21 protein-coding genes are annotated in these 21218 nt (G+C 52.2%); 9 read left to right on the forward strand and 12 right to left on the reverse strand.

Going from position 1 to position 21218, the window contains the following annotated elements; all coding sequences use genetic code 11:
- Nucleotides 1–68: 68 nt before the first annotated feature.
- Nucleotides 69–1049, reverse strand: a complete 981-nt coding sequence (locus EDI29_RS03400; protein ID WP_137739720.1) for an LLM class flavin-dependent oxidoreductase — start codon at nucleotides 1047–1049, stop codon at nucleotides 69–71.
- A 268-nt stretch (nucleotides 1050–1317) separates the two neighbouring features.
- On the opposite strand from EDI29_RS03400, the gene EDI29_RS03405 reads away from it, so the two are divergent.
- Entirely contained in the window at nucleotides 1318–2514 is a 1197-nt protein-coding gene (locus tag EDI29_RS03405) for a M20 peptidase aminoacylase family protein (protein ID WP_137739721.1), read from the forward strand.
- A 261-nt stretch (nucleotides 2515–2775) separates the two neighbouring features.
- On the opposite strand, the gene EDI29_RS03410 is transcribed toward EDI29_RS03405, so the two are convergent.
- Complete coding sequence (locus EDI29_RS03410) at nucleotides 2776–3321, reverse strand: flavin reductase (protein ID WP_137739722.1); 546 nt, start codon at nucleotides 3319–3321, stop codon at nucleotides 2776–2778.
- Nucleotides 3322–3601: 280 nt separating this feature from the next.
- Between EDI29_RS03410 and EDI29_RS03415 the strand changes: the two genes are divergently transcribed.
- The 6 genes from EDI29_RS03415 (at nucleotide 3602) to EDI29_RS03440 (ending at nucleotide 9449) form a co-directional block, all read left to right on the forward strand.
- Nucleotides 3602–4930, forward strand: a complete 1329-nt coding sequence (locus EDI29_RS03415; RefSeq protein WP_137739723.1) for an LLM class flavin-dependent oxidoreductase — start codon at nucleotides 3602–3604, stop codon at nucleotides 4928–4930.
- A 22-nt stretch (nucleotides 4931–4952) separates the two neighbouring features.
- Entirely contained in the window at nucleotides 4953–5888 is a 936-nt protein-coding gene (locus tag EDI29_RS03420) for a transporter substrate-binding domain-containing protein (protein WP_137739724.1), read from the forward strand.
- A gap of 68 nt (nucleotides 5889–5956) precedes the next feature.
- Nucleotides 5957–6937, forward strand: coding sequence for an ABC transporter substrate-binding protein (locus EDI29_RS03425; RefSeq protein ID WP_137739725.1), 981 nt, complete (start codon nucleotides 5957–5959; stop codon nucleotides 6935–6937).
- Nucleotides 6938–7022: 85 nt separating this feature from the next.
- The gene (locus EDI29_RS03430; RefSeq protein WP_137739726.1) at nucleotides 7023–7577 is read left to right on the forward strand and encodes a GNAT family N-acetyltransferase; all 555 of its coding nucleotides are present in this window, start codon (nucleotides 7023–7025) and stop codon (nucleotides 7575–7577) included.
- Between the two features lie 78 nt (nucleotides 7578–7655).
- On the forward strand, nucleotides 7656–8600 hold the full coding sequence (locus EDI29_RS03435; RefSeq protein ID WP_137739727.1) for an amino acid ABC transporter permease: 945 nt from the start codon (nucleotides 7656–7658) through the stop codon (nucleotides 8598–8600).
- Nucleotides 8601–8624: 24 nt separating this feature from the next.
- Nucleotides 8625–9449, forward strand: a complete 825-nt coding sequence (locus EDI29_RS03440; RefSeq protein ID WP_039531830.1) for an amino acid ABC transporter ATP-binding protein — start codon at nucleotides 8625–8627, stop codon at nucleotides 9447–9449.
- An 83-nt stretch (nucleotides 9450–9532) separates the two neighbouring features.
- Here EDI29_RS03440 and arsC read toward each other — a convergent pair whose 3' ends face one another.
- The 4 genes from arsC to EDI29_RS03460 form a co-directional block, all read right to left on the reverse strand.
- Entirely contained in the window at nucleotides 9533–9958 is a 426-nt protein-coding gene (gene arsC / locus EDI29_RS03445) for a glutaredoxin-dependent arsenate reductase (RefSeq protein ID WP_137739728.1), read from the reverse strand.
- A 9-nt stretch (nucleotides 9959–9967) separates the two neighbouring features.
- Complete coding sequence (locus EDI29_RS03450) at nucleotides 9968–11260, reverse strand: arsenic transporter (RefSeq protein ID WP_137739729.1); 1293 nt, start codon at nucleotides 11258–11260, stop codon at nucleotides 9968–9970.
- A gap of 46 nt (nucleotides 11261–11306) precedes the next feature.
- Nucleotides 11307–11627 (reverse strand): metalloregulator ArsR/SmtB family transcription factor, encoded by a 321-nt coding sequence (locus EDI29_RS03455; RefSeq protein ID WP_137739730.1) that lies wholly within the window; start codon nucleotides 11625–11627, stop codon nucleotides 11307–11309.
- Nucleotides 11628–11734: 107 nt separating this feature from the next.
- The gene (locus tag EDI29_RS03460) at nucleotides 11735–12190 is read right to left on the reverse strand and encodes a hypothetical protein (protein WP_137739731.1); all 456 of its coding nucleotides are present in this window, start codon (nucleotides 12188–12190) and stop codon (nucleotides 11735–11737) included.
- A gap of 344 nt (nucleotides 12191–12534) precedes the next feature.
- On the opposite strand from EDI29_RS03460, the gene EDI29_RS03465 reads away from it, so the two are divergent.
- Complete coding sequence (locus EDI29_RS03465; RefSeq protein ID WP_137739732.1) at nucleotides 12535–14361, forward strand: S-type pyocin domain-containing protein; 1827 nt, start codon at nucleotides 12535–12537, stop codon at nucleotides 14359–14361.
- A complete protein-coding gene (locus tag EDI29_RS03470) occupies nucleotides 14358–14624 on the forward strand; it encodes a bacteriocin immunity protein (RefSeq protein ID WP_137739733.1) in 267 nt (88 codons plus the stop codon). The genes EDI29_RS03465 and EDI29_RS03470 overlap by 4 nt, the downstream gene beginning before the upstream one ends.
- 230 nt (nucleotides 14625–14854) lie before the next feature.
- On the opposite strand, the gene urtE is transcribed toward EDI29_RS03470, so the two are convergent.
- The 6 genes from urtE to EDI29_RS03500 form a co-directional block, all read right to left on the reverse strand.
- Nucleotides 14855–15553: an urea ABC transporter ATP-binding subunit UrtE gene (gene urtE, locus EDI29_RS03475; RefSeq protein WP_137739734.1), complete on the reverse strand. Its 699-nt coding sequence runs from the start codon at nucleotides 15551–15553 to the stop codon at nucleotides 14855–14857.
- A 1-nt stretch (nucleotide 15554) separates the two neighbouring features.
- A complete protein-coding gene (urtD, locus tag EDI29_RS03480) occupies nucleotides 15555–16391 on the reverse strand; it encodes an urea ABC transporter ATP-binding protein UrtD (RefSeq protein ID WP_137739735.1) in 837 nt (278 codons plus the stop codon).
- Nucleotides 16384–17460: an urea ABC transporter permease subunit UrtC gene (gene urtC, locus EDI29_RS03485; RefSeq protein ID WP_137739932.1), complete on the reverse strand. Its 1077-nt coding sequence runs from the start codon at nucleotides 17458–17460 to the stop codon at nucleotides 16384–16386. Before urtC ends, urtD begins: the two co-directional genes overlap by 8 nt.
- Before the next feature lie 11 nt (nucleotides 17461–17471).
- Entirely contained in the window at nucleotides 17472–19046 is a 1575-nt protein-coding gene (urtB, locus tag EDI29_RS03490) for an urea ABC transporter permease subunit UrtB (RefSeq protein ID WP_395303272.1), read from the reverse strand.
- Between the two features lie 68 nt (nucleotides 19047–19114).
- On the reverse strand, nucleotides 19115–20383 hold the full coding sequence (urtA, locus tag EDI29_RS03495; RefSeq protein ID WP_129708294.1) for an urea ABC transporter substrate-binding protein: 1269 nt from the start codon (nucleotides 20381–20383) through the stop codon (nucleotides 19115–19117).
- Nucleotides 20380–21168 carry a GntR family transcriptional regulator gene (locus tag EDI29_RS03500; RefSeq protein WP_137739737.1) on the reverse strand — a complete coding sequence of 263 codons (789 nt, stop codon included), beginning with the start codon at nucleotides 21166–21168 and terminating at the stop codon, nucleotides 20380–20382. The genes urtA and EDI29_RS03500 overlap by 4 nt, the downstream gene beginning before the upstream one ends.
- Nucleotides 21169–21218 lie beyond the last annotated feature (50 nt).

The following is a 21218-nucleotide window of genomic DNA, read 5'->3' on the forward strand; positions in this document are numbered from 1 at the left end:
CAGATAAACCTAGATTACCGCCTGCGATACCGTGCGATGTTGTCATTACGCATCTTTTTAACCACCGATCAACGTTGCGCCAACAGCCGGATCGATGCCTCACGCTCGCTCGGGGACGTCACGGGCGTGTGGATAATGAACTCATCCACGCCAAAACGTTGATGGTAGCTATCCAGACGCTGATGAATCTGCTCCGGCGTACCGTAAAGCACATGGCGTGGCTCCTGCTCGATACGGAAATCTGTCACACCCGCCTGCCGAACGAAATTGTCTGCCAGTTCCTGACTTCCTACCGTCAGCGGCGGTTTGTTTTCAATATAAACCTTATAATTATGTTGTGTGCTGGCCAGCGCTTCCGCCTCGTCATAACGTTCAGCGGCAATCACCGACAGCGACAGCAGCGTCTGAGCGCTGGCGGGTTTCAATTCCCGGTAGCTCAAGAGTGATTCCGTTAACAGTGTTTCGCTAGCATTAATGAACCCGGCGAATACAAAATTCCAGCCTAGCGATGCGGCTAGCTGCGCACTCTCCCGGCTGGCACCCAACAGAAAGCGCTGCGGCTCATGCTCCGGCAGCGGCGTCGCATTTAGGCGTTCGGCGCTATCATCATGGCTGTCGAGAAAATGGTTTAACTGATGTAATTTCTCCGTGAAGGTAACGCGTTCAATCTCACCAATTTCCTGCTGAAGTGCGCGCGTCGCCCGTGGCAGCCCGCCAGGGGCTTTACCGATGCCTAAATCAACACGTCCACCCGCCAGCGCACTGATGACATGGAAATTCTCTGCAACCTTATACGGACTGTAATGCTGTAACATCACGCCGCCGGAACCGATGCGCAGCGTTGTCGTGTGCGCTAACAGCCAGGTGATCAAAACCTCGGGAGACGATCCGGCCAATTCATCGGAATTATGATGCTCGGAAACCCAAAAGCGGTAATAGCCAAGTGCTTCCGCCACTTTCGCCAACGACACGGTTTGCGCCAACGCCTGCGCCGCACTCATTCCTTCGGCGATAGGGCTTTGATCTAATAAACTGAGCTTATATCCCACGATGTTTCCTTATTTTAGCGACTATCCGTTAACGCTATTCATAGCAATAAATAGCCATAACAAAAAAAATAGAATAAGAAGAATGTTGCATAAAAGTGTGAAAAATAAATATCAATAATGAATTTTGTTAGCAAAAATATTCATAATAAATGAATGCAAAAAAGCGCCATCATAAAAAGACATGAAATATAACCAGACGGTATTTATCCATTGAGTAGCTATCGGCTACCTTTACCATGTTTACATTTTGTTAAGGAGGTGTATTGATATGGCTGAATCTATCCCCTGTTGTGATACGTCATTTGAGCAACAGTTAATTAACTGGCGACGGCACTTACATCAGTACCCGGAATTATCCAATCAGGAACACCAAACCACCGCGCACATTACCCGCTGGCTACAAGAGAAAGACATCCGTCTGTTACCTCTGGCGTTAACCACAGGCGTTGTTGCCGAAATTGGTCACGGCAGCGGCCCAACCATTGCGCTGCGTGCCGATATTGATGCACTACCCATTGAAGAAGGGGTTGATGTCGATTTTCGCTCCCAGCATGCTGGCGTCATGCATGCCTGTGGCCACGATTTCCATACCGCCGTAATGCTCGGCGCTGCTTGCCTGCTGAAAAAACGTGAGCATGTCTTACCGGGTAAAGTCAGGTTATTTTTCCAACCGGCAGAAGAAGTGTCTACCGGTGCCAAACAGTTTATCCGTGCCGGCGCACTCGCCGATGTTGACGCCGTTTTCGGCCTGCACAATGCGCCGGAGCTTCCTGCGGGGACGTTTGCCACGCGCAGCGGCCCGTTTTATGCCAATGTGGATCGCTTCGCTATTCACATTACAGGCAAAGGCGCGCATGCAGCCAAGCCGGAACAGGGTATCGACAGCATTGTCACCGCCTGCAATATCGTCAACGCGCTGCAAACCCTCCCCAGCCGCAGCTTTAGTTCGCTGGAATCGCTGGTGATCAGCGTCACGCGCATTCAGGGCGGCAACACCTGGAACGTACTACCGCAAACAGTAGAGCTGGAAGGAACCGTACGCACCTACAATGCCGCGATCCGTGCGGAAATACCGGAGCGGATTGAGCAACTGATTGGTGGTATTGCCCTTGCGCTGGGCGCCAAAGCGGAACTGAAGTGGTATCCCGGCCCGCCTGCTGTCGTGAACACTAGCGAATGGGCAGACTTCAGCAAGCAAATTGCCAGAGACGCAGGTTATCAGGTAGAAAACGCCGAACTGCAAATGAGCGGTGAGGATTTTGCCCTGTACCTTCAGGAAGTGCCGGGCACGTTCGTCAGCATTGGCTCAAACAGCGAATTTGGCCTGCACCACCCTCAGTTCAACCCAGATGAAAGCGCCATTGCGCCTGCATCACGCTACTTTGCACAGTTAGCAGAAGCCGCACTGCATCGCCTGCGCACCACGAAAGTTTCCCCACCACAGGCGGTACTGTCTTCATCGTAATACGCTAATTTATAAAACTAGCCACCTTCGTCTGGTTAATCTGGCGGAGGTGGCTATTTCCTGAATAATTCTCGTTGGCAGACTGATGACAAGTTTACAGGATTAAAACGGGGGTAATGGAATAGAAGAGTAAAGCGTCCGCGCCAGGGATGGCGCGGCTCGAGCTTACAGGGATGTACTCGCAGCGTCTTTACGATCTATCCATTGCCCCCGCTCGACGCACTTTATCTGCAAGGCTTGGCGTCTGGTTAGTGTATTTCATTAACCCCGAACAGCATGATAACCACGGGAAAAATACACCAGACCATCGGTACTTTCGCCCTGCTTAATCGCTAACACCCGGCAAATAAAGATATCGTGCGTCGCCGCACTCACCACTTCCTCAACCCGGCAGTCAAATGCAACTAAGGCATCCCGCAACACCGGTGAACCCGTGTGTAACACGTCCCACTCCGCCGCCGCAAACCGTTCTTCAGTAGACGATCGGCTCCCAAACAGCGACGACAGCGCTTCGTGATCTGCCGTTAGCGTATTGACGCACAAATGTTCATTCGCCTGAAACGTGGGATACACTGATGAACCACGATTCAGACACACCAGCAGCGTGCCAGGCGTGTCGCTAACGCTGGACACGGCGGATGCCGTAAATCCGGCCTTACCTGCCGAGCCATCCGTCGTAACGATATTAACCGCTGCGCTCAATTTTGCCATTGCATCACGAAACGCCTGCTGGTCAACGGCGGTCACCGCCGCGGAGGGAACGGCGTCATTCACGGTTGCGCGTCGTTCAACTGTCAAATCAGACATCAAATTTTATCCTTTAGATACGGCGAGACACATAGCCATTAACATCATACTAACAAAACAAGTCGCGCCATCATCTGAAATTTTTGAATTTCATTATACATTTTTGTTGTTTTACATCATACCTCGCCTCATCAATAGTGAAAACACGCTATTAACGTCCTATTAACCTTTCATTGAATACGTGAATACCTATTGATGGCTTATTGATTGATAGCCGGTTTATTGATGGATTGTTTTCACCTTCATGGAAGTGTGTTCAATTAATAAAAGGTTTCGAATAATGAGTGAAAAACAAATATCATCAAAACGGCAATTAAGACTGGGTTTAATATTACAAGGTGCGGCGGGAAATATGTCCGCATGGCGACATAAAAACGTCGTGCCAGACGCCAGTATTAATTTTGGTTTTGTCCTGGACGCAGTGAAAAAAGCCGAACAGGGTAAATTCGACTTTGTCTTCGTGGCTGATGGGTTATATATCAATGAAAAATCCATCCCTCACTTTCTCAACCGTTTCGAGCCGTTAACGCTGCTCTCTGCACTGGCTACCGTCACCAGCCATATTGGCCTGGTCGGCACACTGTCGACATCGTATTCAGAGCCCTTTACCACCGCCCGACAGTTTTCCAGCCTCGATCATCTGAGCAATGGCCGCGCAGGCTGGAACGTGGTGACATCACCGTTGGAAGGGTCAGCGAAAAATTTTTCCCGCGCACAACACCCGGAACATGCGCTGCGCTACCGCATTGCCGATGAATTTCTTCAGGTGGCGAAAGGGCTGTGGGACTCCTGGGAAGACGATGCCTTTATTCGTGACAAAGCCAGTGGACAGTTCTTCGATCCTGAAAAGTTACACACGCTGAATCATCAGGGGGAATTCTTCTCGGTACAAGGGCCGCTGAATATTGGCCGATCCGCGCAGGGTCGCCCGATTGTGTTCCAGGCTGGCGCGTCTGAAGACGGCCAAAAACTGGCGGCGAAACACGCTGACGCTATCTTCACCCATCAACACACACTGGAAGATTCACAGCGCTATTACCGCGAAGTGAAGCAAAAACTGGAAGAAAACGGTCGCCGCGCCGATCAACTGCACGTCTTCCAGGGCGTCAGCGTCATTGTCGGCAACGATGCAGAAGACGTAGAGCGCCAGTATCAGGAAACGGCACAGCTCGTCACGATCGAGGATGCCCTCAACTATCTGGGTCGCTATTTTGAACACTACGACTTCTCACAACATCCACTGGATGAGCCTTTCCCTAATATCGGCGATCTGGGGAAAAACAGCTTCCGCAGCACGACCGACGAAATCAAACGCAACGCGCAGGAAAAAGGCTTAACGCTGCGTCAGGTTGCGCTGGAAGCCGCATCACCGCGTCCGGTCTTCAGCGGTACGCCTGAGCAGGTGGCGGATGGCTTACAGCTCTGGTTTGAAAATGGTGCGGCAGACGGCTTCATTATTCAGGGTGGCACGCCGGATACGCTCAATCACTTTGTCGATCGCGTCGTTCCTCTGCTGCAACAGCGTGGCCTGTTCCGTCAGGAGTATGCCGGCTACACGCTGCGGGAAAATCTGGCTCTGGACTATCCGGTGAATCAATTCACGCGCTAATTCGCGCTACAGGAGGTTCACCGTGAAACGTTCCCCTTTTATTACCGCGACAAATCTGGCGACGCTACTCAGCGCCACGCTGGCAATAAGTGCACAGGCGCAAGACGCGGGATTCGTCAGCCGTATCGATCTCAAGGCCAACCAGACGCCCATTCGCACGGGGAAAAATACCGAAGCTATTGCGCAGATTCCGGCTCATTTCAAATTCGTGACGCCGGGTAAGTTGACCGTTACCGTCTCGTCGCTCAGCTCACCGCCGCTGTCGTTGCTGGCTGACGATAACAAAACGATTGTCGGCAGCGACGCCGACATCGCACGACTGGTGGCCGACAGTCTCGGGCTCGAACTCAAGCTGGTTCCTGCTTCTTGGGAGGACTGGCCGCTGGGTATCACGGCGGGGAAATACGATGCCGCTATTTTTAATATTGCCGTGACAAAACCGCGCAAAGAGAAGTTCGATTTCGCTACCTACCGCATTGATACATTGGGTTTCTACGTGAAATCGACCAGCAAAATCACCGCAATCAACAAGCCAGAAGACGTAGCAGGCCTGAAAGTGATTGTCGGTTCCGGTACTAATCAGGAAAACATTTTGCTGGGTTGGGATCGACAAAACCGTGCCAACGGCCTTCCCCCCGTGCAGCCGGTTTACGTCACCGACGATGCCGCCGCCAATCTGAGCATTCAGTCTGGGCGCGTCGATGCGTTTTTCGGTCCCCATTCCATCGGGGCTTATAAAGCGGCACTGACGGGCAAGACGCGCATGGTAGGCAAAGGTCCGACGGTCGCTTACGTCGCGGTCACCACGCAGAAAGGCAATGGTCTGGCGCAGGCAATCAGCACCGCCATCAATGGCACGATCCACAACGGTAGCTATGCACAGGTATTGGATCGCTGGGGTGAAGACGATGAAAAGGTCACACAATCCGTGGTGAATCCGCCGGGTATCGGTGATTAAGTAACGGTAACCAACCTAAAAAGTGACAACGTCACCATTATAAATAATCACCTGCAAGGGAAAAAGAGATGCAAAAAGAGATCGCACACACCACCGCACATTCGGTCGCAACACCTCGCGTGCGCCCATCGCTTTTAACAACGCTACTGACAGGATCGCTACTGCTCGGCACGCTGTCCGCAACCAGTGTACAGGCCGCCATCGATCTGAAAGCCAATCAGCAGCCACTCCATGCACCGAAAAATGCAGAGGCCATCACGCAGATTCCAGCTGATTTTAAATTTGCCACGCCGGGTAAATTTACCGTGGCAGTAGCAGCACTCGGTGCCGCTCCTCCGCTGGCGCTGTTCGCGGAAGATAACAAAACCTTGATTGGTAGCGAACCGGATATTGCCCGGCTGGTGGCAGACAGTCTTGGGCTGGAACTGAATATCGTTTCAACCTCGTGGGAAGACTGGCCTCTCGGTGTGGCGTCGGGTAAATACGATGCCGCGATCACCAATGTCACCGTCACCAAAGAGCGTAAAGAAAAGTTTGATTTCGCCACTTACCGCATCGATTCACTCGGTTTCTATGTGAAATCCACCAGTAAGATTCAATCCATCAAGGAAGCGAAAGATATCGCCGGACTGAAGATTATCGTCGGTTCAGGCACTAATCAGGAAGCCGTACTGCTGGCGTGGGATAAACAGAATCGCGCCAACGGCCTGCCCGCCTTTCAGCCGGTCTATGTCACGGATGATGCCGCCGCCAACCTCAGCCTGCAATCCGGCCGTTCCGATGCCTATTTCGGCCCCAACGTGATCGGAGCATACAAAGCAGAGCTGACGGGCAAAGTTAAGCATGTCGGCACGGTCAACGGCGGTTACCCCAACGTCGCACATATCGCGGTCACCACGCGAAAAGGCAGCGGGCTGGTGCAGCCGATTAATACCGCGCTGAACGGCGTGATTAAAAGTGGTGAATACGACAAGGTGCTGAACCGCTGGGGAGAAAGCATCGAACGTATCGACCGTTCAGAAATCAATCCTCCAGGATTGGGCGATTAATCCCGCTCAATGGCTATCGGGACGCCATGATCGACACGCCATGGTTACCGATAGCCCCTATACGCAAATGAATCAGGAGCACCCCATGTCCGACGACATTTTCATTGTTACCCAGCCCGAAGATCCTATCGTGGCTCCGATTATCGACGGCCTGTTCGCGGAATATGCGCAGCGTTATGGCGATTTTTTTGGCGAGCGGGAAAGCGATCCGCCGGGTATTTACCAGCAGCCACACGGCATTTTTATTGCGCTGCTGCGTCAGGGCATCCCCATCGCTACCGGTGCGTTTAAACGCTATGACAACACCACCGCCGAAATTAAGCGGGTATGGACGGATAATTCGCTGCGCCGTCAGGGGTTGGCAGGGAAAGTGATGCAAGAGCTGGAGCAACATGCCCGGAGACTAGGCTATCAGCATTTTTTCCTGACGACGGGCTTCCGGCAGCCTGAAGCGGTGCGTTTATACCTAAGCCACGGTTATACCCCTCAGTTCGATACCACCGTCGATCCAGTGACTTACAGTATTCCGCCTTACGACGGGCGTTTACCGTTTAAGAAAGCGCTGTTCGAAACGGCAACGCCACAGGCTGCGTGGCAAACGGAAGTCGAGATGATCAACCGCCATTTGAAAGTGTGTTGATCCTTACGCACCGCAAATAACTCAATGGATTAACCACAAAACGACATTTTTCAGCATCACCTTCAAATGGTATCGATCATGACGCAATCTCTACAAACGTCTTCTCAACAGCCACCGCTGAGCCGGGCACAGGAACCACCATTACACATTGTTCCCGCGCGTTATCCCTTCCGCTTTGCCGGTGCGCTGTTTTCGCTGTTTATTTTTGCCGGGATTATTCAATCCATCGCGCTGAATCCACGTTGGGAGTGGGCAGTCTTTGCCGAGTGGTTTTTTAATCCGGTAATCCTTACCGGATTAGGGCAAACGCTGCTGCTGACCGCGCTTGGCACATTATTCAGCATTATTTTCGGCACCGCGCTGGCGCTGGCTCGCCTTTCGCCGTCGTACCTGCTTTCCACGCTGTCATGGCTGTATATCTGGCTATTTCGGTCACTCCCGCTGATTTTGGTGTTGATCATCCTTTACAACTTCTCTTATCTCTATGACGAATTGGCATTAGGCATTCCGTTCACCTCCGTCGTATTCCTGCGCTATCCGACGATTGACCTGCTGGATCAATTTTCCGTCGCCGTTCTTGGCCTGACGCTGGTGCAATCCGCGTATACGGCGGAAATTATTCGCGGCGGCATTCTCGGCGTGGACGCGGGTCAGTTTGAAGCCTCTGCGGCACTCGGTCTGCCCGGTGGTCGCCGCACGGTGCGCATCATTCTGCCGCAGGCGCTACGTTCCATTCTGCCCACCGGCTTCAACGAAATCATCAGTCTGGCGAAAGGCACTTCGATCGTTTACGTACTGGCACTGCCGGAGCTGTTTTACACCGTTCAGGTCATCTACAACCGTACACAACAGGTTATTCCGTTGCTGATGGTCGCTACCATTTGGTACCTGCTGATCACCACGGTGCTATCCGTCGTCCAATACTACGTGGAACGCTATGTGTCCCGCGGTGCGGTGCGTGAAATGCCGCTGACACCGCGCCAGAGACTCGTCCGTTTCCTGACGCGCAAGCGCGCACGTTAACCCCCCAGATTCTGGAGATTCACCATGTCTGAAGCTATCGATTATTTTGCTCATGCCCGCACCACCGCCCAGCCACAGGCAGAAAACGCCCTCGGGCTGATCGAAATCCGCAACGTGGCGAAACATTTTGGTCAACATAAAGCGCTGGAGGATATCAATCTGACGCTGGCTCCCGGCTCCGTCACCGTAATCCTTGGCCCGTCCGGCTCAGGGAAATCGACGCTGCTGCGCACCATTAACCATCTTGAACGCGTAGACGAAGGGTTTATCCGCATCGACGGCGATTACATCGGCTATCGGCGCAAAGGGAATACGCTCTATGAATTGAAAGAAAAGGACGTGTTACGCCAGCGCATCAACGTCGGCTATGTATTCCAGAATTTCAATCTGTTCCCGCATCTTTCTGTGTTGGAAAACATCATTGAAGCCCCGCTGGCGCATAAGCTGTATTCTCGTCAGGAAGCGGAAGATATTGCCTTTACCCTGCTGGAAAGCGTCGGGCTACGCCATAAAGCGCAGTCATATCCCCGTCACCTGTCTGGCGGCCAACAACAGCGCGTCGCGATTGCCCGTGCGCTGGCACTTAAGCCGAAAGTGATGCTGTTTGATGAACCGACGTCCGCACTCGATCCCGAACTGGTCGGCGAGGTGTTGGATGTGATCAAATCACTTGCCCGCTCCGGCGTGACGCTAGTCGTCGTCACACATGAAATCGGCTTTGCGCGCGAAGTGGCCGACCGCGTGGTGTTCATGGTGGACGGGAAAATCGTCGAAAGCGGAGATTCCTGGCAGGTACTGAACCATCCCCGTCACCCACGGACGATCAATTTTTTGAATAAGGTGCTGTGAGACACAACTCAGGATCTCAACACGACAAACCATTCTCAATGGCAAAGGCTGAAACACATCGAGTCAGAATGGACCTTCTGACTCTATTTCACACGTTTACCCGATTCATCAGTGACTCTTTCTCCGTCTTCTTTTGTAAATGCACCTTGTTGCGGATCGGGGAGAATATCCAGCACCCGTTCTGATGGACGACACAGTCGGGTTCCCTGTGGGGTAACAACAATCGGACGATTTATCAGGATAGGATGTTGCAACATGAAATCAATGAGCTGCTCGTCAGTAAAGCGTTCTTCCGCAAGCCCCAATAGCGTATAAGGCTCCACATTCTTACGCAGCAAGGCACGAACCGTTATTCCCATGTTGCCAATAAGCGTGACCAGTTCATCACGAGAAGGCGGTGTATCGAGGTAGTAAATAACCGTGGGTTCTGTGCCGCTGTTACGAATCATCTCCAGCGTATTACGCGAAGTGCCACAGTCTGGGTTGTGGTAGATGGTAATATTGTTCATATCAGTATCTCATGACAAAGTGACAGAAAGACGTAACGCCAGCGCGACTAGCGTGACGAGTAGCACAGGCAAGGTCATGACAATTCCGGTACGGAAATAATATCCCCAGCTAATCGTCATATTCTTTTGTGACAGCACATGCAGCCAAAGCAGCGTCGCTAGGCTGCCAATTGGCGTGATTTTAGGCCCCAGGTCGCAACCAATCACGTTGGCATAAATCATCGCGTCTTTGACAACGCCTGACGCAGTACTGCCGTCAATGGATAAGGCACCAATCAGCACGGTGGGCATATTGTTCATGACAGAGGAAAGAAGCGCGGCCAGAAAGCCAGTGCCGAGTGTGGCAGTCCACAATCCCTCCTCCGCAAACTGGTTCAGAATCGTGGAGACATATTCCGTTAACCCCGCATTGCGCAGGCCGTAGACCACCAAATACATGCCCAGTGAGAAAATCACGATCTGCCACGGCGCACCGCGCAACACTTTACTCGTGTTTATGGCATGGCCTTTTTTTGCCACAGCAAACAGAATAAGTGCCCCCGCCGCCGCAATGGCACTGACGGGAATACCCAAAGGTTCAAGGACAAAAAATCCGGTAAGCAGAAGAATCAGAACCACCCAACCAGCGCTGAACGTTGCCTGATCTTTAATAGCGCTTGCCGGTGCTTTCAGCCGGGATACGTCATAGGTAGCGGGGATATCCTTGCGAAAGAACAAATGCAGCATAACCAGCGTCGCGAGAATCGCTGCGATATCGACAGGAACCATGACCGAAGCATATTCAGTAAAACCGAGACTGAAAAAATCGGCAGACACAATGTTAACCAAATTAGAAACGATGAGTGGCAGGCTAGCCGTGTCGGCAATAAATCCGGCAGCCATAACAAACGCCAACGTCGTGCCTTTACTGAACCCCAGAGCCAGCAGCATAGCAATCACAATCGGCGTGAGGATTAGCGCAGCGCCATCGTTGGCAAACAACGCAGAAACAGCAGCGCCCAACAAGACAATCCAGGTAAACAGCAGACGCCCGCGCCCGTTTCCCCATCGGGATACGTGCAGTGCAGCCCATTTAAAAAAACCCGACTCATCAAGCAACAGGCTGATGATAATCACCGCAACAAACGTCGCCGTTGCGTTCCAGACAATATTCCAGACAACCGGAATATCACTGAGATGAATAACCCCGCAGAGCAGCGCGAATACGGCACCGATACTGGCGCTCCATCCGATACCAAGGCCTCTGGGCTGCCAAATCACAAAGATTAAGGTCAGTAAAAATATTATCCCTGCCAATAACATCCCGAACCCCATCGTATATGGAAAAAAGAATGTGTTTCTTCATGCTTCAGCATGAGGAAGAAACGGATTTAGCCAGACAAAGACGCACGTCATCACGCAGACATTGCCACGCAGTGCTAATCGTTTCTGCGGCCCAGGCAGGCATGTGTGGAGACAATCTGTAATGAATCCATTTTCCTTCACGGCGGTCTAGAACCAAACCTGACGCACGTAATATCGCCATATGCCTGGAAATTTTAGGCTGAGATTCCGTGGTGGCAGTACAGATATTACAGACACACAATTCACCTGCCTCTCTAAGCAGCAGGATGATGGATAGTCGAGTTTCATCGGAAAGAATTTTGAAAAGCTGAACAGGCTGTAACATTTTGGGTCCCAACGTATTCAAGATACACATATGATAATTAATATATGTTAGCTTTGAAATCACCCAATGAAAAATACAGTAAGGCAAAGCAGAAATGACACTATGATTTACGTCGTTACACCATTATTCCGGCGGTGTGGCGCAGTATACGGACTGCTGTAAACCTGAATCATCACGCTTTTATCCGTATCAAACGTCGCCACCGTCACAACGTCATGAGTTCGCCAACATTCCGCCTCAACATCGCAACGATCCTGCTTCCCATAACCCATCGACGTCAGATAAGTATGAACCTTGCTGGTATCTTCAGTACCATAGAAGTTCATCGTCCAGACTTTAGCTTCCGGGCCGGTTACGTTTGAAAAATTGAAGCCATAGCGAGCGGTAATACGAGGCATGTTTTTCAGAAAATCGGGGGGATAGAACGCATATTCCCTTTTGTCTTGCTCGGTATAATGTGCACTTCCAGCAAAATTCATTTTGATGTAGGGCCATAGAGAACCGACCGCAGCGGCAATAACGGTGATGCCGAGCATGGCAAAAATTTTCAGCAATGTACTCATCCTTAAGTTCCCTTTCCTTTTTAGCTGAAGATAAACAATGAATTATCTTCTTAAGGCTATATCTTACACAGCTTGCTTGAGCGGCCTGAAATTTTTTGTGTATTCACGGTGTTGATTTTCACTTTGGAAATCGCCTGTCTGACTATAAAAACCGACATTATCGTTTCTTTGCCTCAGTGAAACTGGGGAAGACCTTTTAAGCCATTTTTATCGCTTAATAGGAAATAATATCTAACCATAAATAAAAATCTCGCCAATAACCTCTGTATCCAATTCTTGATACGGGTTTCGATATTGAATCCCTCATAAAAAGCGCCCAACATTCAGCCATCAAGGATGATTTACTGTCAAAGGAGAATGACAATGCGGGTGCTGCCCGTCTTAATGATATAGGAAGTGGTCACGACTGCTTCCCTGAAACGCCGATAACCGAAGGCAGTCCTGACGTTATTATCAATGGTCAGCCAGCCGTTCGTAAAGGCGATACAGTTCTGCTTCACAGTTGCCCCTGCCCTAATGCACTACATGGTGTGCATTCCCGAAAAATAGCTGAAGGTTCATCGACCGTCATTATTAACGGTAAAAATGCTGCGCGTATTGGCGATAGCATAAATTGCGGTGGGGTGATTATCTCCGGCAGTGGCAACGTCATCATTGGTGATACCCCATATCGTTCTCCTGTTCAGGAATGCGCGAAACAAGCCGCGTTGAGCCATGCGCCGATATTGATATTGTCGCCAATGCTGACCGCACCTCCTGTTTACGCTAAATCCTGTTTGCTTGATGAAGGTTGTACGCAGGCAGGAACGGAAAAAGAGCCTGTTGAACATTTCGGGGAGATGGTGCTATTTGCCCAACCCGAACAAAATGATTGCTGTGGTTATGGTCATCATGCTGCGGATAATACGCATGAGGTCGTGCAACATGCTCAGGCGGCGAAGAAGAAAACCACGGTATCAGAAACGGCGATATCGTCACCCAAACTCTTTCCACCTAAACTACCGCCACAAGAGCCTTGGTATAAAACGCTGTTTGATTTGTTGGTTGCGACGGATAACAAACCACTCTCTCAGGCACCTGTTACCAAATCACTTACCGAACCTGCCGCAGAAGAGCAAAAAGCCCCTGTCGCCAGCGCCGATGTTGGTTTACTGGCCGCTACGGGAGTCATGACTCAAGTTTGGGGAGAATGGTCTCTTGGTGGCGTGCTAAGTGCGGCAAGAAGTGTACCGTATATTGGCGTATTAGCCTCTGCGCTTTATATTCCTTCGGCGGGGGAAGGCAGTGATAAGGTGCCGGGGCAAGAAAAATGTTGGCTAGAAGAGGAATTGCGGCGTAAAGGCTGGGCGGGTGAAACAGCAACAACTCGCGTCCGGTTTTTCTGGCGCCCTGATATTCATGGAAAAATACAGGTCTATGGAGTCCATACGGGGGAAGGAACACCGTATGAAGGCGTTCGTGTTGCCAATATGGTGTGGGATGCGAAAATTCAGGGCTATACTTTCACTCCTGCGCCCGGTCGGGATGGCCCGACCATCACATGGACACCAGAAAAGCCGGAGGGGTCAGAGCCTATTGCGCATACAGGAAGTCCGGTAAAACCCATCGATCAACCAGCCATCCTGATCTATCCTATCCCTGAAGACGAAACGGAAACCACCACGCCCCCCTTTCCCGTACCGGATGTGCATGATTTTAATGACTGGATCTTGGTATTCCCTGATGGTTCAGAGATAAAGCCGATCTATGTTTATCTGCAATCAGCGCGGGATAAGCCCGGAACCGTGACAGGAAAAGGTGAGGTATTGAGTGATGAAGGTAAATGGCTGGAAGCTGCCAGCTTAGGATTAGGCGCGCCAGTGCCTACTCAGGTTGCGGATAAACTGAGAGGGCAGAAATTTGAGCGCTTTGATGATTTTAGGGAAGCATTTTGGTTAGCCGTGGCAGAGTGTCCTGAATTAATGGTGCAGTTTTCACCTGCTAATAAAGCACTAATTAAAAAAGATCGTTCGCCTTACGCTGTGCCGAAAGAACAGTCTGGGAGAAGGACTGTGTTTGAAATTCACCATAAAATACGAATAGTTGATGGTGGTGGCGTTTACGATATTGACAATATGTCGATTGCCACACTTAAAAGACATATCACGATCCATTCCAAGGAGAGTTCATGACAATAATAAAGCCCACGCTAAATGATTATACTGAAAAAGATTTCCTTCAATTTGTTAGAGACATTGTTGACGCGAATTCTTCTTCCGAGGAAGAACATCATAAATGGGTTAACCATTTTGAAAAACTAGTGGGGCATCCAGATGGGAATGGTATTATTTATTATCCAGAAGATGACAATGATGGGACACCTGAAGGGATCGTTAAATTTGTAAAACGGTGGCGAAAATCTCAAGGCCTTCCAGAATTCAAAGACTCAAAGTGATTTTTTGTCTGCAATCCGTGGGGAAAGATTGCAGATGGTCATTCCCCCCCAAAAAAGCAGAGTGTCCATAAGTAGAATTCTCTCGTAATCTGAACGCAGGAGATTCGCGATGTCCCGAAGGACAGCGATACTCATAAATCACGTTTTACCGACAGCCAGATCATTGTTCAACACCTTGAATACTTGCCCGAAATTTTTTGTACTAACGGTATGAAGCTAAATCAATACATTCAAATCGCCACCAGCCCCCGCACGCCGTCTTGCTCCATTGTTTCTCCCCGTCCGCGCTGGATGATTTCCCCACGTGACATTACCAGATAGCTGTCTGCCAGTTCAGCGGCGAAGTCGTAAAACTGCTCGACCAGCAGAATTGCCATGTCGCCGCGCTGTGCCAGTTGACGGATCACCGCGCCAATCTCTTTAATTACCGATGGCTGTACCCCTTCTGTCGGCTCATCCAAAATCAATAGCTGTGGTTTGCAGGCCAGCGCGCGACCAATCGCCAATTGCTGCTGTTGCCCACCGGACAAATCGCCGCCGCGCCGCTGTTTCATCTCATCCAATACGGGAAAAAGTTGGTAGATCTCATCTGGCACCTGTCGCGCTTGTTTGCCCGGAAAGCGTGATAGCCCCATCAGCAGATTCTCCTCTACCGTCAGGCGAGGAAAAATTTCCCGCCCCTGCGGCACATAGGCGATGCCCGCCTGCACGCGCTGATAAGGTTTACGCGTATTGATCGCTTCGCCCTGCCAGCGAATCGTGCCGGATTTTGCCGGGATCAACCCCATCAGACATTTCAGCAGCGTGGTTTTCCCCACGCCGTTGCGCCCTAGCAGGCAGGTAATTTCGCCGGGGTTTACCTCAAAAGATAAGCCGCGCAGGATGTGGCTACCGCCGTAATATTGATTCAATTCTGAAATTTCTAACATGTTAGCGCCCCAGATAAACGTCAATAACCTGCTCGTTAGCCTGTACCTCGCGCAGCGATCCTTCTGCCAGTACCTGTCCCTGATGTAATACCGTAACGTGGTCAGCAATACTTTCGACAAAGCCCATATCGTGTTCCACTACCATCAACGAGTGTTTACCTGCCAAACTGCGGAACAGCTCGGCGGTATAGGCGGTTTCTGCATCGGTCATCCCAGCCGCGGGTTCATCGAGCAACAGCAGATGTGGTTCCTGAACTAACAGCATGCCAATTTCTAAAAACTGCTTTTGTCCATGCGACAACAGCCCGGCTGGCCGCTGCCGTTCATGGCCGAGCCGCAACAGCGCCAGCGTGTCGTCAATCCGGTCACGTTGTTCGCCGTTCAGTCTGGCGCACAGGCTTGCCCACACCGATTTGTCGGTTTTCAGCGCAATTTCGAGGTTTTCAAACACGGTTAGCGCTTCAAATACCGTCGGTTTTTGGAATTTTCGCCCTATTCCCGCACGGGCAATGTCCACTGGCGATAGCATCGTCAGGTCAGTGAACTGATCGTAAAACACCTTACCGTTATCCGGTCGCGTTTTACCGGTAATCACATCCATCAGCGTAGTTTTCCCCGCGCCGTTAGGGCCGATGATGCAACGCAGTTCTCCCACACCAATCTGCAATGAGAGATCGGTGAGCGCACGGAAACCGTCAAAACTGACGTTAATCTTGTCGAGTTGCAGCACCGGATCGGTCTGGTGTCGATGGCGATCCGACGGGTGTCGCTGGGCAAACTGGGTCGGTGAAGAAACCGTAGGTACAGCCGCTGAGGGTACAAATACAGACTCAGTCATGTTTCTTCCTCCTCAACAATCCAATCACCCCACGCGGTAAAAATAGCGTGACGAGAATAAACATCAGCCCTAAGAAAAACAGCCAGTATTCGGGAAAGGCCACGGTAAACCAGCTTTTTGCTCCGTTGACGATCCCCGCACCGAGCAGCGGGCCGATTAGCGTTCCGCGTCCGCCCAAAGCAACCCAGATCGCCGCCTCGATGGAGTTGGTCGGCGACATTTCGCTAGGATTGATGATGCCAACCTGCGGCACATACAGCGCCCCCGCCAGCCCGCACAGCACGGCGGAAAGCGTCCAGACAAACAGCTTGAAGCCTTTCGGATCGTAGCCGCAGAACATCAAACGGTTTTCCGCGTCGCGTACCGCCGTCAACACGCGGCCAAATTTACTGCGTGCCAATACAAATCCCACCAGCAGGCTGGCAGCCAGTAGCAGCACGGTGGCAACAAACAATCCAATGCGTGTACCCGTAGCCGTAATGGGAAATCCCAGTAACGTGGTAAAGCCAGTAAATCCGTTATTGCCGCCAAAGCCGGTTTCGTTACGGAAGAACAGCAGCATCCCGGCGTAGGTCAGTGCCTGCGTCATGATTGAGAAATAGACGCCTTTGATTTTGGAGCGGAACGCAAACCAGCCGAACACAAACGCCAGCACGCCCGGCACCAGCACAATCAGGCACAGCGCCCAGGCGAAATACTGGGTTCCCGCCCAAAACCACGGCAGTTCCGTCCACGACAGAAATGACATAAACGCGGGCATTCCCTCGCCAGCAGCCTGCCGCATCAGGTACATGCCCATCGCGTAACCGCCCAGCGCGAAGAACAGGCCGTGACCGAGCGACAGCAGCCCGGCATAGCCCCACACCAGATCCAGCGCAACGGCGACAATCGCATAGCATAGGATTTTGCCGATCAGCGTCAGCGTATAAGTGGAGATCGCCAGCGGATGCTCGGCGGGCAATAGCGCAAGAAACGGCAGGATCAGCAAGGCCAGAAAAGCGATCGAACCCAGGCCAAGCATGAGTCGTGGCGCGCGCTGCGTCAGGGTTATCGTCATGGGTTGCATAATAGGTTGCGTCATCAGTCAATCACCCGTCCTTTGAATGCAAACAGCCCCTGTGGCCGTTTCTGAATAAACAGCACGATCAGTACCAGAATGACGATTTTACCCAGCACCGCACCGATCTGCGGCTCCAGCACTTTGTTAAGGATACCGAGACTGAATGCAGCCACCACCGTCCCTGCAAGCTGTCCGACGCCGCCTAACACGACGACGAGGAAGGAATCGATGATGTAACCCTGTCCTAATTCCGGTCCAACGTTACCCAATTGCGACAGTGCCACACCACCAAGACCAGCGATACCGGAACCCAAACCAAAAGCCAGCATATCGACGCGACCAGTCGGCACGCCGCAGCAATCTGCCATCGCGCGGTTTTGCGTCACCGCCCGCACATTCATGCCAAGACGGGTTTTATTGAGTAGCAGCCAGGTGAGCAGCAGCACGCCGAGCACGAACAGGATCACCGCGATGCGGTTATACGGCAGCACCAGATTTGGCAACAAACGAAGCCCGCCGGACAGCCATGCGGGGTTTGCCACTTCCAGATTCTGCGTGCCGAACAGAATTCGTACCAGTTGGATCAGCATCAGGCTAATTCCCCAGGTTGCCAGCAGTGTTTCCAACGGTCGGCCATAAAGATGGCGGATCACCGTGCGTTCCAGCACCATACCGACGCCAGCGGTGATAAAGAAGGCGACAGGCAGCGCCAGCAGCGGATAATACGCCAGCCAGCTCGGCGCAAACTGCTGACACAGCGACTGCACCAGCCAGGTTGCGTACGCGCCCAGCATTAGCATTTCGCCGTGCGCCATGTTAATAACGCCCAGTAACCCGTAGGTGATCGCCAGCCCCAGCGCCGCCAGCAGCAAAATAGAACCAAGCGACAGCCCGGTAAATGCCTGTCCTAGCAGATCGCCGACGATCAAACTTTGCTTAATCAGATCCAAACTTTCTTGCGCTGCCGCACGCACGCCGGTATCCGATTCATTCTGTGCCTGCGTCAACGGCTGTAACAGCGCCTGCATTTGCGGATCGCCGGTCTGCCCCAATCGTTTGACCGCGTTAAGACGCACCAACGGATCGGCGTCGCTTAGTTGCCGAGTGGCAATAGCAATATTCAGCGCATCGTGCACCTGTGCGTCTTTCTCCACCCCAAGACGCTGCACCAATAGCGGCAGTTGTTCCGCACTGCTGTCACTTTGTAATTGCCGTACCGCATTCAGGCGAGTGGTCACATCATCACTGACTACCTGATGTGCGGCCAGCGCGGTGGCAACCAGACCGCGCAGGCGGTTATTCATAAACAGTTTTTTGGTCGCACCAACGGGTTGTGCACCCCCTTCCAGCGGCGTTAACACCCCTTGCGCATCCCTAAACGGCTGCTGATCCCGATCGAGCACCACCGATTCATCGCGCAGCGCCTGTAACAGCGGCAGGCGTATAGGCTCCGGCGCTGCGGCCCATTGTTGCAGCAGTTCAGCCTGCTGCGTGCGGCTGGCAACAGCGAAATCGGCCGCGGGTCCGGCTTGTGCCAACCCAGAGAGCATTAGACACAGCGACAGCACAAACGTAGATAATCGATGACTCATCATCGCAATGTCCGCCATATAAGAGAGGGAGTATCCCCGTCCGATGTTGGACGGGCGTGTAGAGACGACGTTTACTGCGCTGCTTTGATTGGATGATCGGGCTTCTTATCGTTACCGGCGATGTATGGGCTCCACGGCTGGGCGCGAACCGGCTTATCGGTTTGCCAGACCACGTTGAACTGACCGTTTTCTTCGATTTCGCCAATCATCACCGGTTTGTGCAGATGGTGGTTGGTGCTGTCCATTGTCAGCGTAAAGCCATCCGGTGCGGCAAAGGTCTGGCCGGCCATCGCTGCACGCACTTTATCCACGTCCGTAGTACCCGCTTTCTCTACCGCCTGCGCCCACATATGAATGCCGACATAGGTCGCTTCCATCGGATCGTTGGTCACCACCGTGCCCGCGTTCGGCAGGTTTTTCGCTTTGGCATAGGCTTTGTAGGCTTCCACGAAGTCGGCATTGGTGGGGTTATCTACCGACTCGAAGTAGTTCCACGCGGCTAAATGGCCGACCAGCGGTTTGGTGTCGATGCCGCGCAGTTCTTCTTCCCCCACCGAGAACGCGACAACCGGCACGTCGGTCGCTTTGATGCCCTGATTCGCCAGCTCTTTATAGAACGGTACGTTGGAATCGCCGTTGATGGTGGAAACCACCGCCGTCTTACCGCCCGTCGAGAATTTCTTGATGTTGGAAACGATGGTTTGATAATCGCTGTGGCCAAACGGCGTATAGACCTCCTCAATATCTTTGTCCTGCACGCCTTTCGAATGCAGGAACGCGCGCAGGATCTTGTTGGTGGTACGCGGATACACATAGTCCGTACCCAGTAGGAAGAAACGCTTCGCCGCCCCGCCGTCTTCACTCATCAGGTATTCCACTGCTGGGATCGCCTGCTGATTCGGTGCCGCGCCGGTGTAGAACACGTTCGGCGACATCTCTTCACCTTCATACTGCACCGGATAGAACAGCAGCCCATTTAACTCTTCAAACACCGGCAGAACCGATTTACGCGATACCGATGTCCAGCACCCGAACACCACCGCCGCTTTGTCCTGTGTCAGCAACTGACGCGCCTTTTCAGCAAACAGCGGCCAGTTCGAGGCCGGATCGACCACTACCGGCTCCAGTTTTTTCCCCAACACGCCACCTTTGGCGTTGATTTCATCAATGGTCATCAGCGCCACATCCTTCAGCGGCGTTTCCGAAATCGCCATCGTGCCGGACAGCGAATGCATAATGCCGACTTTGATGGTTTCCGCCGCCTGCACGCTCCAGGTCAACCCCATACCAACCACTGTCGCAGAAAGCGCAAAAACTTTTAGCAATGAACGTCTTTTCATTTATTAGCCCTTAAGTCGTGTTGAGTGAGAATGGAATCGTGTGATGCATCAGGTGAAACACGTTCAGTAGAAACAGATGTCGTTGAAACAGATTGAGGCCGCGCCTGCTGTAGCATGTGTAAGGTGATCTTCCTGACTTCGGCCTTACTGACCGCAATATGGTCGGTCAGAATGCGCTGCGCCTCCTCGGTGTGCTGTTGCAATATCGCCAGCAAAATCTGGGCATGTTCTTTATAGGTCGCATCGATGCGATCTTCGCGGGTGAAATCGAGGCGGCGAATAATGCGGATTTTCTCCGTCAGTTCGCCGTGAACTCGCGCCATTTCGCTGTTGCCTGCCGCCATCACTAGCCCACGGTGAAACGCTTCGTCGTAGCGGGAGACGATCTTGCCGTCGTCCAGACGCGGTTCCTCAATCCAGAAGCGTTTTAGATCCGCCAATAGCTCGGCGCAGCGCCCCGGCGGCATCCCGCACAGCCGCCGAATGGCCTCGCGTTCCAGCACGATGCGAAAGTCATACAGCTCCTCGAAATATTCGAAATCAAACGGACGAACCTGCCAACCACTGCGAAAATAGACTTCGACATACCCTTCCCGCTCCAGCCAGAACAACGCCTGACGCACTGGCGTACGGCTGACCGACATCCGCTCGGCAATTTCATTTTCACTAAAGCGATCGCCCGGCATCAGGCGAAAATCGAAAATGTCGTTTTTTAGCGTTTGATACACCCGCTCCGCCAGCGCTTCCGGGCGATCTTTGCTGCTTTTCTGTGTGCCAGTTCGCATCGTTTTCTCCGTTCTACCGTTTATGACATGTCGTCCGTTTATTCCGGCTC

Source organism: Pectobacterium polonicum, assembly GCF_005497185.1.
Taxonomy (GTDB): domain Bacteria; phylum Pseudomonadota; class Gammaproteobacteria; order Enterobacterales; family Enterobacteriaceae; genus Pectobacterium; species Pectobacterium polonicum.